12 protein-coding genes are annotated in these 14,215 nt (G+C 44.7%); 10 read left to right on the forward strand and 2 right to left on the reverse strand.

Annotated features, from left to right (window positions below; genetic code table 11):
• The first annotated feature begins 148 nt into the window (after positions 1 to 148).
• On the forward strand, positions 149 to 1,495 hold the full coding sequence (locus tag BSCG_RS14160; RefSeq protein WP_008642786.1) for a deoxyguanosinetriphosphate triphosphohydrolase: 1,347 nt from the start codon (positions 149 to 151) through the stop codon (positions 1,493 to 1,495).
• Here the strand turns inward: BSCG_RS14160 and BSCG_RS14155 are convergent.
• Positions 1,467 to 2,483 carry a GNAT family N-acetyltransferase gene (locus tag BSCG_RS14155; protein WP_004315373.1) on the reverse strand — a complete coding sequence of 339 codons (1,017 nt, stop codon included), beginning with the start codon at positions 2,481 to 2,483 and terminating at the stop codon, positions 1,467 to 1,469. The two genes, BSCG_RS14160 and BSCG_RS14155, sit on opposite strands and share 29 nt — an antisense overlap.
• A 26-nt stretch (positions 2,484 to 2,509) precedes the next feature.
• Positions 2,510 to 3,328, reverse strand: coding sequence for a 1-acyl-sn-glycerol-3-phosphate acyltransferase (locus tag BSCG_RS14150; RefSeq protein ID WP_008642784.1), 819 nt, complete (start codon positions 3,326 to 3,328; stop codon positions 2,510 to 2,512).
• Positions 3,329 to 3,586: 258 nt separating this feature from the next.
• Here BSCG_RS14150 and BSCG_RS14145 point away from each other — a divergent pair, with 258 nt between their 5' ends.
• The 9 genes from BSCG_RS14145 (at position 3,587) to BSCG_RS14105 (ending at position 14,201) form a co-directional block, all read left to right on the forward strand.
• Positions 3,587 to 4,090 (forward strand): RNA polymerase sigma factor, encoded by a 504-nt coding sequence (locus tag BSCG_RS14145; protein ID WP_004315377.1) that lies wholly within the window; start codon positions 3,587 to 3,589, stop codon positions 4,088 to 4,090.
• A gap of 462 nt (positions 4,091 to 4,552) precedes the next feature.
• A complete protein-coding gene (gene mraZ, locus BSCG_RS14140) occupies positions 4,553 to 5,023 on the forward strand; it encodes a division/cell wall cluster transcriptional repressor MraZ (RefSeq protein WP_004315379.1) in 471 nt (156 codons plus the stop codon).
• A complete protein-coding gene (gene rsmH / locus BSCG_RS14135) occupies positions 5,010 to 5,924 on the forward strand; it encodes a 16S rRNA (cytosine(1402)-N(4))-methyltransferase RsmH (protein WP_008776045.1) in 915 nt (304 codons plus the stop codon). Before mraZ ends, rsmH begins: the two co-directional genes overlap by 14 nt.
• Positions 5,925 to 5,930: 6 nt before the next feature.
• Entirely contained in the window at positions 5,931 to 6,290 is a 360-nt protein-coding gene (locus tag BSCG_RS14130; RefSeq protein WP_008776046.1) for an FtsL-like putative cell division protein, read from the forward strand.
• Between the two features lie 72 nt (positions 6,291 to 6,362).
• Complete coding sequence (locus BSCG_RS14125; protein ID WP_004315385.1) at positions 6,363 to 8,489, forward strand: penicillin-binding protein; 2,127 nt, start codon at positions 6,363 to 6,365, stop codon at positions 8,487 to 8,489.
• Positions 8,490 to 8,518: 29 nt separating this feature from the next.
• Positions 8,519 to 9,967 carry a UDP-N-acetylmuramoyl-L-alanyl-D-glutamate--2,6-diaminopimelate ligase gene (locus BSCG_RS14120; RefSeq protein WP_008776047.1) on the forward strand — a complete coding sequence of 483 codons (1,449 nt, stop codon included), beginning with the start codon at positions 8,519 to 8,521 and terminating at the stop codon, positions 9,965 to 9,967.
• Positions 9,968 to 10,056: 89 nt separating this feature from the next.
• Positions 10,057 to 11,325 (forward strand): phospho-N-acetylmuramoyl-pentapeptide-transferase, encoded by a 1,269-nt coding sequence (locus tag BSCG_RS14115; RefSeq protein WP_004315389.1) that lies wholly within the window; start codon positions 10,057 to 10,059, stop codon positions 11,323 to 11,325.
• A 186-nt stretch (positions 11,326 to 11,511) separates the two neighbouring features.
• On the forward strand, positions 11,512 to 12,846 hold the full coding sequence (gene murD, locus BSCG_RS14110) for a UDP-N-acetylmuramoyl-L-alanine--D-glutamate ligase (protein ID WP_004298208.1): 1,335 nt from the start codon (positions 11,512 to 11,514) through the stop codon (positions 12,844 to 12,846).
• A gap of 32 nt (positions 12,847 to 12,878) precedes the next feature.
• The gene (locus BSCG_RS14105) at positions 12,879 to 14,201 is read left to right on the forward strand and encodes an FtsW/RodA/SpoVE family cell cycle protein (protein WP_004315392.1); all 1,323 of its coding nucleotides are present in this window, start codon (positions 12,879 to 12,881) and stop codon (positions 14,199 to 14,201) included.
• Positions 14,202 to 14,215 lie beyond the last annotated feature (14 nt).

Consider the following 14,215-nt stretch of genomic DNA (forward strand, 5'->3'; position numbering starts at 1 on the left):
AGCGAAAATACACATTTTGAACTGAAAAATAGTTAAGTTTGCAGTTAAATAATAAATAATGTGCTAATAAGGCAAGGTACTAATATACCAACTGTCAATTGACACATTCATCAATCATCAAATCGCAAATCGTCAAATCGTAAATAAAATGATGAATTGGAAACAACTAATATCAGCGAAACGTTTCGGGATGGAAGAATTCCATGAAGAACGACAGGAAAACCGATCCGAATTCCAACGGGACTATGACCGTCTTATTTTTTCGGCTCCTTTCCGCAGATTACAGAACAAGACGCAAGTATTCCCTCTTCCGGGCAGCGTTTTTGTACACAACCGACTTACGCACAGTCTCGAAGTAGCCAGCGTTGGGCGTTCACTCGGGGACGATGTTGCCAAAGCACTTCTGGAACGTCATCCGGAACTTCAAGATTCTTTCCTGCCGGAGATCGGTTCTATCGTCTCGGCCGCTTGCCTGGCACACGATTTGGGGAATCCGCCTTTCGGTCATTCAGGTGAAAAGGCTATTTCTACTTTTTTCTCTGAAGGAAAAGGAGTTCGCCTGAAAGAAAAGCAGCCGAACGGCGAGCAACTTTCTCCGATGGAATGGGAAGATTTGACACATTTTGAAGGAAATGCAAATGCGTTCCGAATACTGACACATCAGTTTGAAGGACGTCGCAAAGGCGGATTCGTCCTGACATATACCACTCTGGCTTCTATCGTGAAATATCCCTTTTCATCGAGCCTTGCAGGAACCAAATCGAAGTTTGGATTCTTCGTCAGCGAAGAAGAAAGTTTCCAAAAAATAGCAACTGAATTAGGACTGACCTTGCTCAACGAGCATCCTTTGAAGTATGCACGCCACCCACTAGTCTATTTAGTGGAAGCGGCAGACGATATTTGCTATCAGATGATGGATATTGAGGATGCATATAAACTGAAGATTCTCACCACTGAAGAAACCAAAGAACTATTAATGACCTATTTCAGCGAAGAGCGGCAGGAACATCTCCGGAAAACATTCCTGATTGTCAATGATGTCAACGAGCAAATCGCCTACCTGCGTTCTTCCGTCATCGGTTTATTGATCCGGGAGTGTACCCGTGTCTTTTTAGACCATGAACAAGAAATACTGTCCGGCACGTTCGAAGGATCACTAATCAAGCGCATAGCCGAACGTCCGGCAGCAGCCTACAAACACAGCGTCGAAGTATCTATCAATAAAATCTACCGTTCACGGGACGTACTGGATATCGAGCTAGCGGGATTCCGCATCATCAGTACCTTACTCGAATTGATGATAGACGCCGTAACCTCACCCGAAAAGGCTTATTCCAAACTCCTGATCGACCGAGTATCCAGCCAATACAATATAAATTCGCCTGTACTCTATGAAAGAATACAGGCGGTACTTGACTATATATCGGGAATGACCGACGTCTTTGCTCTTGATCTTTATCGTAAAATTAACGGGAACAGTCTGCCTGCGGTGTAACGACTTTAGGAGTAAAAACCTCTTCCCCTTCACAAGAAGACAATCTCAACGCATCCGGATGGCTTTCAATAAACGTCTGGATGTGTCGAATTCGTTTATCTTCAAGAATTTCGTCTACAGCAATCAGGATACCGGTTTCTTCCACATCACCGAACTCGTAATTGACAGCTGTTCCGAACATACGCATCGTAGGGCTTAAGCTCATATACGCATTTACCAACGGAGGAATATTATAGCCCAATTTACGGATTTCACAATTCAATATCTTATAGTCCTCTTTAAAAGTACTCTTGCAGAACAATGCGTTCAACTCTTCTTCGGAAGTCTCAAGTTGCAGAGGCTCAATCGGAGTAACAAGTTTCTCTTTATCATAAAAATGTTTCTTGAGGAAATGAAGAATCATATCACGGCCACGACGATGGTAGCTAGGATACATGGTCACCTTGCCAAAGAAATACTTCACATTCGGCATAACCACGGTCAACGCTCCCAACCCGTCCCACAGGTTATCCAAAGCGAACAATCCTTTGCTTCCGGCACGGGTAGACTGATATTCAAGCGTAACAAACGAACGCCCCAGCTCAATTGTCTGCGGCAGGTATTCTTTAATAAAAGCATCAGAAAAATGAAACATGTGGGAAGTAGCCAGAATTGGCGCGCCTTTTTCATCAAAACGCACGTCCGTACCAAGCAGATACCGGTAACCACCCAGAATTTCTTCCGCTTCCGGATTCCATACGATCAACTGCTTGTAGGGGTGTTCCATCGTGTCGTATTCATCAATATCCATTGACAGACCTGTACCTCCACCAGCAGCACGGAAAGCTATTTCACGCAAACGACCAATCTCTCTCATTACATTAGGAGCATTCTGATGAGTAATAATATAAATCTGATTATTACTCTTATTCGTCATTCGTAAGCGTTTGTCTTCCGTCAATTCTGCCTTCAGCAGTTCTTTGCTTACCGGTTTAATAATCTCTTCCATATTCCTTGTTATAGTTGTTCTATCAGTTACAGTTTATAAACAATATCCTTTACGTATTCAGCCCACTGCGCAGGGGTTTTCGATTTATCAAAAGTCTGCCAGGGTATGGGTTTGCCAAAAGTGACAGTAAAAGTTTTGTGGCGATTCTTAAACATTTCATCCGCAAGATACAACATAGCGATGTTAAACTTGATACCCAATGCCTTGCAAATATTTGCCAAGTTGTAGAAGAAATCAGAATTCCTACCGCCGAAATGCACGGGTATTACATCACGTTTTGCTTGTATGCTCTTTACTACAAATGTCTTTTTCCATTCCAGGTCACGAATGACTCCATTCTGACGACGCGAACACAGTCCGGCAGGGAACATTATCAGCTGGTCATCCGACTGAAATCCGGCTTCCACCATTTTCGGGAAGTCTTTTGCCTGTTTGCCGGTTTTATTAATAGGTATGCAAAGGGGAGCCAATCCGCGTAGATTCATCAACAAATCATTCACCAGGTATTTCACTTTCCCGTCATAGTGCTTTCCCAACACATAACCAAGCGCAACACCGTCCTGTCCGCCTAACGGATGATTGGACACAAAAGTATACAATCCATCCTTAGGCAAATTCTCAATGCCTTTTACGTCCACTTTCGCATCCAAAAAGCCCATACATGCCTCCAGAAAGTCCACACCCAATCTATCCTTCGACTCATTCAGGAATACATTAATTTCATCCTGATGAACAATTTTCTTCAGATAAGAAACTACGAATTTAGGGATGTACTTATAATGCTTCGGAGCCTTTGTCCGAAGTATCTTATCGACATCAATCAAAAATAAAGAGTCATCAGTCATTCTTTTCAAATAAAAATGATGGCACAAAATTAACGGTTCTTTTTTATTAATCGCAATAATTTGGTAGAAAATGCAGGATTTAAGTTCAGAAGATAAAAAAATACCACCCAAAAACTATCAAAAACAACCTAAAAACTATCCGCGGATAGTTTTCGGGCATAAAAACGTCGGATTTCCCCCTATCGGGTTTCAGAAATTCACGTAAACTTGCAACATCGAAAATAACAAACGAATATTCACCTTTAAAAAGCAACACATATGAAAAGTTTAAGCTTCAGAAAAGATTTAGTAGGAGTACAAGATGAATTACTACGCTTCGCTTATAAACTGACAACTGACCGTGAAGAAGCAAACGATTTGTTGCAGGAGACATCATTAAAAGCATTAGATAATGAAGATAAATATACCCCTGATACAAATTTCAAAGGATGGATGTATACCATCATGCGCAACATATTTATAAACAACTACCGCAAGGTAGTCCGCGACCAGACATTCGTCGATCAGACGGATAATCTTTATCATCTGAATTTACCACAGGACGGAAGTTCAGAAAGCACAGAAAGAGCATACGACCTGAAAGAGATGCACCGTGTAGTCAACAAACTCCCCAAAGAATACAGAGTTCCGTTCGCCATGCACGTTTCAGGATTCAAATACCGTGAGATTGCGGAAAAACTGAACCTCCCGCTAGGCACAGTAAAGAGCCGTATTTTCTTCACGCGCCAGAAATTACAGGAAGAATTGAAAGACTTCCGCTAGACCTTAACTATATAAATTGGTGATCTCGGATCACATACTTCTTTAATACAGATTTTAGTTTTGATAATGATTAAAAGGCAGAAATACTCCGGTATATTCTGCCTTTTCTTTTATTACTAAGATTAGTTGCACGACACCCGGGTCTCAACACCTACAACACCCGGGTCTCAATGGGTCTGACACCCGGGTGTCAGGTATGATGAGACCCGGGTGTCGTACAAGTTCCTATTGCATCAAAAGAAGTCTTCACCACCCTATTATTTAAAATTCACCTATACAGACATTTTTTCCCGTTTTACTGCCATAACTCCCCCACCAGCAGACTGCTCTCAAAGCCGCATCATTTTCAAGCAAATAGACATTTAACATTCTGTTGAAAACTTCTCTGAAAGTTTTTTATGGAAAGTTGTGGGGAATTGTGGGGAATTTCATACTTTTACGGTCGCTTATTATAATAAGGTAATGATACGTTTTTTAGGAAATATTGAAGCCAGGGCGGACGCCAAAGGAAGGGTGTTCATACCCGCTACCTTCAGGAAGCAACTACAAGCAGCTTCCGAGGAGAGGCTTATTATGCGTAAAGACGTATTTCAGGACTGTTTGACCCTGTACCCCGAGAGCGTGTGGAACGAGGAGTTGAACGAGCTTCGCAGCAGGCTGAACAAATGGAACAGCAAACACCAACTCATTTTCAGACAGTTTGTGAGCGACGTTGAAGTGGTGACACCTGACAGCAACGGACGTATATTAATCCCCAAACGATATTTGCAGATTTGCAGTATTCATGGAGATATACGTTTTATCGGCATCGACAATAAGATAGAGATCTGGGCGAAAGAGCGGGCAGAACAGCCTTTCATGTCGCCTGAAGAGTTCGGTGCAGCATTAGAAGAAATTATGAACGATGATAATAGACAAGATGGAGAAAGATGAATTGACATACCATGTACCTGTATTGCTGAAAGAAAGCGTTGACGGGATGAATATCCAACCGGACGGAACGTATGTAGACGTTACATTCGGAGGAGCGGGACATTCGCGCGAGATACTTTCACGACTCGGGGAAGGCGGACGTTTATTGGGATTCGACCAGGACGAGGACGCTGAACGGAACATTGTCAACGATCCTCACTTCATCTTCGTGCGCAGCAACTTCCGTTATCTGCAAAATTTCCTGCGTTATCACGACATCGAGCAGGTAGATGCAATCCTGGCCGACCTCGGCGTATCGTCCCATCATTTCGATGATAGCGAACGCGGCTTTTCTTTCCGTTTCGACGGAGCGCTGGATATGCGTATGAACAAGCGTGCCGGAATTACGGCAGCAGACATCGTGAATACTTACGAGGAAGAACGTCTTGCAAACCTCCTCTACCTGTACGGAGAGCTGAAGAATAGCCGCAAACTGGCTTCGGTCATCGTTAAAGCCAGAAGCGGACAGAATATCCGGACTATCGGTGAGTTTCTGGAAATCATCAAACCGCTTTTCGGTCGTGAACGCGAAAAGAAAGAGCTGGCAAAAGTGTTCCAGGCACTGCGGATCGAAGTAAATCAAGAGATGGAAGCGCTGAAAGAGATGTTGCAGGCAGCTACGGAAGCACTAAAGCCGGGCGGCAGACTGGTGGTAATCACTTATCATTCGTTGGAAGACCGCATGGTGAAAAACATCATGAAGACGGGCAACGTAGAAGGAAAAGCAGAATCCGACTTCTTCGGAAATCTACAAACGCCTTTCCGCCTTGTCAATAATAAGGTAATCGTTCCCGACGAGGCAGAAATAGAACGGAACCCACGGTCGAGAAGTGCCAAATTACGAATTGCAGAAAAGAAATAAAAAGATATGGAAGAAGAAGAAGTAGTAAATAAGAAAACAGAAGAGGGCAAGAAGAAAAACCGCACCTCGCTGAAGAGTATTCTGGGTGGAGACATTCTGGCTACCGATTTTTTCCGCCGTCAAACGAAGTTGCTGGTACTTATCATGGTATTCATCATCTTCTACATTCACAATCGTTATGCCAGTCAACAACAACAGATTGAGATAGACCGGCTGAAAAAGGAATTGATAGACATTAAATACGACGCACTGACGCGCAGCTCGGAACTGATGGAGAAGAGCCGCCAGTCACGCATTGAAGATTATATATCGAATAAGGAAAGCGATTTGCAAACATCAACCCATCCTCCTTACCTTATTAAATAAGTGGAGAGTGGAGAGTTGAGAATTGAGAGTTTTTAAAAGACAAATACTGTGGCAGTTAATAAAAAGAACATAATGACCCGTTACTTCTTCGTCATCCTGTTGATGGCGTTGATAGGAATAGCTATTGTTGTAAAAGCAGGCATCACCATGTTTGCCGAACGACAATACTGGCAGGATGTGGCTGATCGTTTCGTAAAAGAGAATGTGACGGTGAAACCTAATCGTGGAAACATTATTTCTTCTGACGGTAAACTGATGGCCAGTTCGCTACCCGAGTACAGAATCTATATGGACTTTATGTCCGGTGAGAAGGACGAAAAACGCAGACGGAAAGATCAGGCACGCCGGGACTCCATCCTCAATGCCAATATGGATTCTATCTGTATCGGACTTCACAAGATATTCCCGGACAGGAGTGCAGCCCAATTCAAAGCACACCTCAAGAAAGGACGCCAGGCAAAAAGCCGTAATTATCTGATTTATCCGAAACGTATTTCCTATATACAATATAAAGAGGTAAAGAGACTGCCCGTCTTCTGTTTGAACCGGTATAAAGGCGGATTTAAAGAATTAGCATACAATCAGCGCAAGAAACCTTTCGGTTCACTGGCTGCCCGTACGCTGGGAGATGTGTATGCAGATACAGCCAAAGGAGCCAGAAATGGTATCGAACTTGCTTTCGACACTATCCTGAAAGGACGGGACGGACTGACGCACCGCCAAAAAGTGATGAACAAATACCTGAACATTGTCGATGTGCCGCCGGTTGACGGTTGCGATTTGATTAGTACCATCGACGTAGGCATGCAGGATATTTGCGAGAAAGCATTGGTAGACAAGCTGAAAGAGCTGAATGCCAGCGTAGGCGTGGTGGTATTGATGGAAGTAGCTACCGGAGAAGTGAAAGCTATCGTTAACATGATGCAAGGCAAGGACGGCGAGTATTACGAAATGCGTAATAATGCTATCAGTGATATGCTTGAGCCGGGTTCTACTTTCAAGACGGCCTCCATTATGGTAGCTCTCGAAGACGGTAAGATCACTCCGGACTATGTGGTAGACACCGGCAACGGACAGATGCCGATGTACGGACGTGTCATGAAAGACCACAACTGGCACCGTGGAGGATATGGGAAGCTAACTGTTACTGAAATTCTGGGAGTTTCGTCCAACGTCGGTACCTCTTATATTATAGATCATTTCTATGGTAGCAATCCACAGAAATTCGTAGACGGGTTAAAACGGATGAGCATCGACCAACCGCTCCACCTACAGATTTCAGGAGAAGGGAAGCCGAATATCCGTGGTCCGAAAGAACGTTATTTTGCAAAGACCACTTTGCCGTGGATGAGTATCGGATATGAGACACAGGTTCCACCAATCAATATTCTGACGTTCTACAATGGAATAGCCAATAATGGAGTCAGTGTACGTCCGAAATTTGTCAAAGCTGCCGTGAAAGACGGGGAAGTCGTGAAAGAATATCCGACAGAGGTTATCAATCCTAAGATTTGTTCGGATAAGACTTTGGCACAGATTCGTGAAATACTTCGGAAAGTGGTTGGTGAGGGACTTGCCAAGCCTGCAGGGAGTAAGCAGTTCCACGTTTCAGGCAAAACGGGAACGGCGCAGATTTCACAGGGGGCAGCCGGATACAAAACGGGAAGAACGAATTACCTGGTTAGTTTCTGCGGATATTTTCCGTCAGAGGCACCTAAATATAGTATGATTGTCTCTATCCAGAAACCGGGCTTGCCGGCTTCGGGAGGTTTGATGGCAGGTAGTGTATTCAGCAAGATTGCAGAAAGAGTGTATGCCAAAGACCTGCGGTTGCCGCTTACCAATGCAATTGACACCAATTCCGTAGTCATTCCGAATGTAAAAGCCGGAGAGATGCGCGAAGCGCAACGGGTATTGGAGGAGCTGGAGATTAATATACAAGGTAAAGTTGCCGATTCAGGAAAAGAAGTGTGGGGGAATACGCACGTTGCTCCGCAAGCTGTGGTTCTTGAAAGCCGGAGCAATATGCAGAACTTTGTGCCGAGCGTGATAGGTATGGGAGCGAAAGACGCCGTATACTTGTTGGAAAGCAAAGGATTGAAAGTCAATCTGGTCGGGGTAGGCAAAGTGAAAAGCCAGTCGATAGCCAATGGAACCATCGTAAAGAAGGGACAAACGGTGACGCTGACGCTAAAGTAAAAATTAAAGATTAAAAATTAAATAGAGTGATGTTATTAAAGGAGTTACTGAAAGCGATCCAACCGGTAGAGGTAGCCGGAGATTCAGACATAGAAATCACCGGAGTCAATATTGACTCCCGTCTAGTGGAAGCCGGCCAACTGTTCATGGCAATGCGCGGCACGCAAGCGGACGGCCATGCCTACATACCTGCTGCCATAGCGAAAGGAGCGACTGCTATCCTCTGCGAGGATATGCCGGAAGAACCTGTTGCGGGGATCACTTATATACAAGTCAAAGACAGTGAAGATGCAGTAGGAAAGATTGCTACTACTTTCTACGGCAACCCCACTTCCAAGATGGAACTGGTTGGCGTTACCGGAACGAACGGAAAAACAACAATCGCCACCTTATTATATAATACATTCCGTTATTTCAGATATAAGGTAGGGTTGATTTCTACCGTTTGCAATTATATCGACGACGAGCCGATTCCAACAGAACATACCACACCCGACCCTATCACGTTGAACCGTCTATTGGGACGAATGGCGGATGAAGGATGCAAATATGTTTTCATGGAAGTCAGTTCACACTCCATTGCACAGAAACGTATCAGTGGATTAAAGTTTGCAGGAGGGATCTTTACCAATCTGACCCGCGACCATCTCGACTATCATAAAACAGTAGAGAATTATCTGAAAGCAAAGAAGAAGTTCTTTGACGATCTGCCGAAAAGCGCATTCAGCCTGACTAATCTGGACGATAAGAATGGACTGGTGATGACACAGAATACACGTTCTAAAGTCTATACTTATTCATTAAGAAGCCTTTGTGACTTTAAAGGGCGGGTATTGGAGTCTCATTTTGAAGGAATGTTGCTCGACTTCAACAACCATGAGTTGGCAGTTCAGTTTATCGGTAAGTTCAATGCTTCCAATTTGCTGGCAGTATTCGGGGCAGCCGTTCTGTTGGGCAAGAAAGAAGAAGAGGTGCTTGTGGCTCTTAGTACGCTTCATCCGGTAGCCGGACGTTTCGATGCGGTCCGTTCTCCACAGGGAGTTACAGCGATTGTAGATTATGCGCATACTCCGGATGCTCTTATTAATGTATTGAATGCCATACATGGAGTACTTGAAGGAAAAGGAAAAGTGATTACAGTAGTGGGTGCCGGTGGCAACCGTGATAAGGGCAAACGTCCCATCATGGCAAAGGAAGCTGCTAAAGCCAGCGACCGCGTCATCATCACTTCAGACAATCCGCGCTTCGAAGAGCCGCAAGACATCATTAACGATATGCTTGCCGGACTGGATGCGGAGGATATGAAGAAAACGGTCAGCATTGCCGACCGTAAAGAAGCGATTCGCACGGCTTGCATGCTGGCAGAAAAAGGAGATGTAATCCTCGTTGCCGGAAAAGGACACGAGAATTACCAAGAGATAAAAGGAGTAAAACATCATTTTGACGATAAAGAAGTACTCAAAGAAATTTTTAAATAATGAATAGATTGTGCAAATATGCCGACTGGCTCCGGTATTTATCCGGCAGAAGCGACATAGCAACACATCAATAAATTGGCAAATTATTTATGTTATATTATCTATTTGAATGGCTGCAAAAGCTCAATTTTCCAGGAGCGGGAATGTTCGGATATACTTCATTCCGTGCTTTGATGGCGGTGATCCTCGCGTTACTTATTTCAAGTATCTGGGGAGATAAGTTCATCAACCTACTCAAAAGGAAACAAATCACAGAAACGCAGCGTGATGCTAAAACGGACCCGTTCGGCGTCAACAAAGTAGGCGTGCCGAGCATGGGAGGTGTTATCATCATTGTAGCCATCCTGATCCCTTGTCTGTTGTTGGGTAAACTGCATAATATATATATGATACTGATGCTGATAACCACCGTATGGTTGGGATCGCTCGGCTTCGCAGACGACTATATCAAGATCTTTAAAAAAGACAAAGAAGGTTTGCATGGTAAGTTCAAGATTATCGGTCAGGTCGGTTTGGGTTTAATTGTCGGAATGACTTTGTATCTAAGTCCGGACGTAGTGATCCGTGAGAATATCGAAGTTCATAATCCGGGACAGGAGATGGAAGTGATACACGGAACCAATGATTTGAAATCGACCCAGACAACGATTCCTTTTTTCAAGAGCAATAACCTTGATTATGCCGATTTGGTTTCTTTCATGGGCGAGCATGCGCAAACAGCCGGATGGATTTTGTTCGTCATCGTCACAATCATCGTGGTTACCGCCGTATCAAACGGTGCCAACCTGAATGACGGTATGGACGGAATGGCGGCCGGAAACTCGGCCATTATCGGCGCAACGCTGGGGATATTGGCGTATGTATCGTCACATATCGAGTTCGCAGGCTATCTGAATATCATGTATATTCCGGGTTCGGAAGAACTGGTAATCTATATCTGTGCTTTCATCGGTGCGCTTATCGGTTTCTTATGGTACAACGCTTATCCGGCACAAGTATTTATGGGAGACACAGGCAGCCTCACCATTGGTGGTATCATCGCAGTGTTCGCCATCATCATCCACAAAGAGTTGCTGATACCGATTCTTTGCGGTGTATTCCTGGTAGAAAATCTGTCGGTAATCCTGCAACGGGCTTATTATAAGGCAGGAAAGCGGAAAGGTGTAAAGCAACGTTTGTTCAAGCGCACACCGATTCACGATCATTTCCGTACTTCGATGAGTCTGATCGAGCCGGGATGTACGGTGAAATTCACCAAGCCCGACCAGCTGTTCCACGAATCAAAGATTACCGTCCGTTTCTGGATTGTAACGATTGTATTGGCGGCTATAACAATTATAACGCTAAAAATAAGATAGAATGAAGGTACGGATTACACGGATTAACGCAGTGTTAACTGCATAATCCCTTAAAACCGTGAAATTCGCGTCTTCCGTGCCTTCATTAAAAATATAGAGAGCATTAACCCGATTATTAACTTTTAAAAGATGTGCGCAGCTAATAGATAAATCAATCGATTAGAAAACAAGGGCACATTATTGTAGATGAAAAGAATTGTAATTTTAGGAGCTGGCGAAAGCGGTGCAGGTGCAGCCGTACTCGCAAAAGTAAAAGGATTTGAGACGTTTGTTTCGGACATGTCCGCCATCAAGGACAAATATAAGGAACTTCTCGACAGCCATCAGATTGCCTGGGAAGAAGGACACCATACCGAAGAGCTCATTCTGAATGCCGACGAGGTTATCAAAAGCCCCGGTATCCCGAATGATGCCCCAATCATCCTGAAACTGAAAGCTCAAGGCACACCGGTTATCTCCGAGATTGAGTTTGCCGGACGCTATACTGATGCCAAAATGATCTGTATTACAGGTTCTAACGGAAAGACTACAACAACTTCCCTGATCTACCACATTTTCAAAAGCGCAGGTCTGAACGTAGGTTTGGCAGGCAACATCGGCAAAAGTCTTGCTTTGCAGGTAGCCGAAGATTACCATGACTATTATATTATCGAACTTAGCTCTTTCCAGCTGGATAATATGTATAACTTCCGTGCGAACATCGCCGTATTGATGAACATCACTCCGGACCATCTTGATCGCTACGACCACTGTATGCAGAATTACATCGACGCTAAATTCCGCATTACCCAAAACCAAACCCCGGACGATGCTTTCATCTTCTGGAATGACGACCCGATCATCAGACAAGAACTGGCGAAACACGGTCTGAAAGCTCACCTGTATCCTTTTGCCGCTGTAAAAGAAGACGGAGCAATCGCATACGTAGAAGATCACGAAGTGAAAATCACCGAACCGATTGCCTTCAACATGGAGCAGGAAGAACTGGCCCTGACAGGGCAACATAACCTATATAACTCTTTAGCCGCCGGTATCTCGGCAAACCTTGCCGGCATTGCCAAAGAAAACATCCGTAAAGCCCTCTCCGACTTCAAGGGAGTAGAGCATCGGTTGGAAAAGGTGGCACGTGTCCGCGGAATTGATTTCATCAACGACTCTAAAGCAACGAATGTCAACTCCTGCTGGTATGCTCTGCAAAGCATGACTACCAAAACGGTATTGATTCTCGGTGGTAAAGATAAAGGCAACGACTATACTGAAATTGAAGACCTGGTACGTGAAAAGTGTTCGGCACTGGTATACCTGGGACTTCACAACGAAAAACTTCACGAATTCTTCGACCGTTTCGGCCTGCCCGTAGCAGACGTACAAACCGGAATGAAGGACGCCGTAGAAGCAGCCTACAAACTGGCAAAGAAAGGTGAAACAGTATTATTGAGCCCTTGCTGCGCCTCTTTCGACCTCTTCAAGAGCTATGAAGACCGTGGCGACCAGTTTAAGGAATGTGTCCGCGCCCTATAATTTCTAATTATTAATTTTTAATTGCTACAAGATTGGATTTATTAAAGAACATATTCAAAGGTGACAAGGTAATCTGGATTATCTTCCTCTGTCTCTGCCTCATCTCTATTATCGAGGTGTTCTCGGCAGCGTCGACACTGACTTACAAAAGTGGCGACCATTGGGGACCGATTACACAACACTCCATCATCCTGATGGTAGGTGCTGTGGTAGTCGTATTTCTGCATAATGTTCCCTACAAATGGTTCCAGGTATTTCCGGTCTTTCTGTATCCGATTTCCCTGGTTCTATTGGCATTTGTCACGCTGATGGGTATCATCACAGGGGACCGTGTCAACGGAGCAGCCCGTTGGATGACCTTTATGGGATTACAGTTCCAGCCTTCGGAATTGGCAAAGATGGCAGTTATCATTGCCGTCTCATTCATCCTGTCCAAAAGGCAGGACGAATACGGAGCCAACCCGAACGCCTTCAAATATATCATGATCCTCACCGGACTGGTATTCCTGCTTATCGCACCGGAAAACCTTTCGACAGCAATGCTGCTTTTCGGAGTAGTATGCATGATGATGTTCATCGGCCGGGTGTCAGCAAAAAAGCTATTCGGAATGTTGGGGATATTGGCACTTGTGGGCGGTGTTGCCGTAGGTATACTGATGGCTATTCCCGCCAAAACGCTGCATAACACTCCGGGACTTCACCGTTTCGAAACGTGGCAGAATCGTGTTTCCGGCTTCTTTGAGAAGGAGGAAGTGCCGGCTGCCAAATTTGATATTGACAAAGATGCACAGGTGGCGCATGCACGCATCGCCATTGCTACTAGCCATGTAGTCGGCAAAGGTCCGGGAAACTCGATACAACGTGACTTCCTTAGTCAGGCATTCTCCGATTTTATCTTTGCGATTGTGATTGAAGAAATGGGATTGATCGGAGGAATATTTGTGGTGTTCCTCTATCTATGGCTGCTGATGCGAGCCGGACGAATCGCCCAGAAATGCGAGCGAACCTTCCCCGCCTTTCTCGTTATGGGCATTGCGTTGCTACTGGTGTCGCAAGCAATACTGAATATGATGGTTGCCGTCGGATTATTCCCCGTCACCGGCCAGCCCCTGCCTTTGGTCAGCAAAGGAGGTACAAGTACGTTAATCAACTGCGCTTATATCGGTATGATATTAAGTGTAAGCCGATATACCGCCCATCTGGAAGAACAAAAAGCGCACGATGCACAGATCCAACTGCAATTAGAAGCAGATGCAGCTGCAAATTCCGAGGCACAGACTGCCGCCGAACCGACAGCACAGATTCTGAACAGCGATGCCAAGTTTGAAGATGAGCATGATATTGATAAACGGTAAGTGATGAACGGTGA

The sequence above is a fragment of the Bacteroides sp. 2_2_4 genome, from assembly GCF_000157055.1.
Lineage (GTDB): Bacteria > Bacteroidota > Bacteroidia > Bacteroidales > Bacteroidaceae > Bacteroides > Bacteroides ovatus.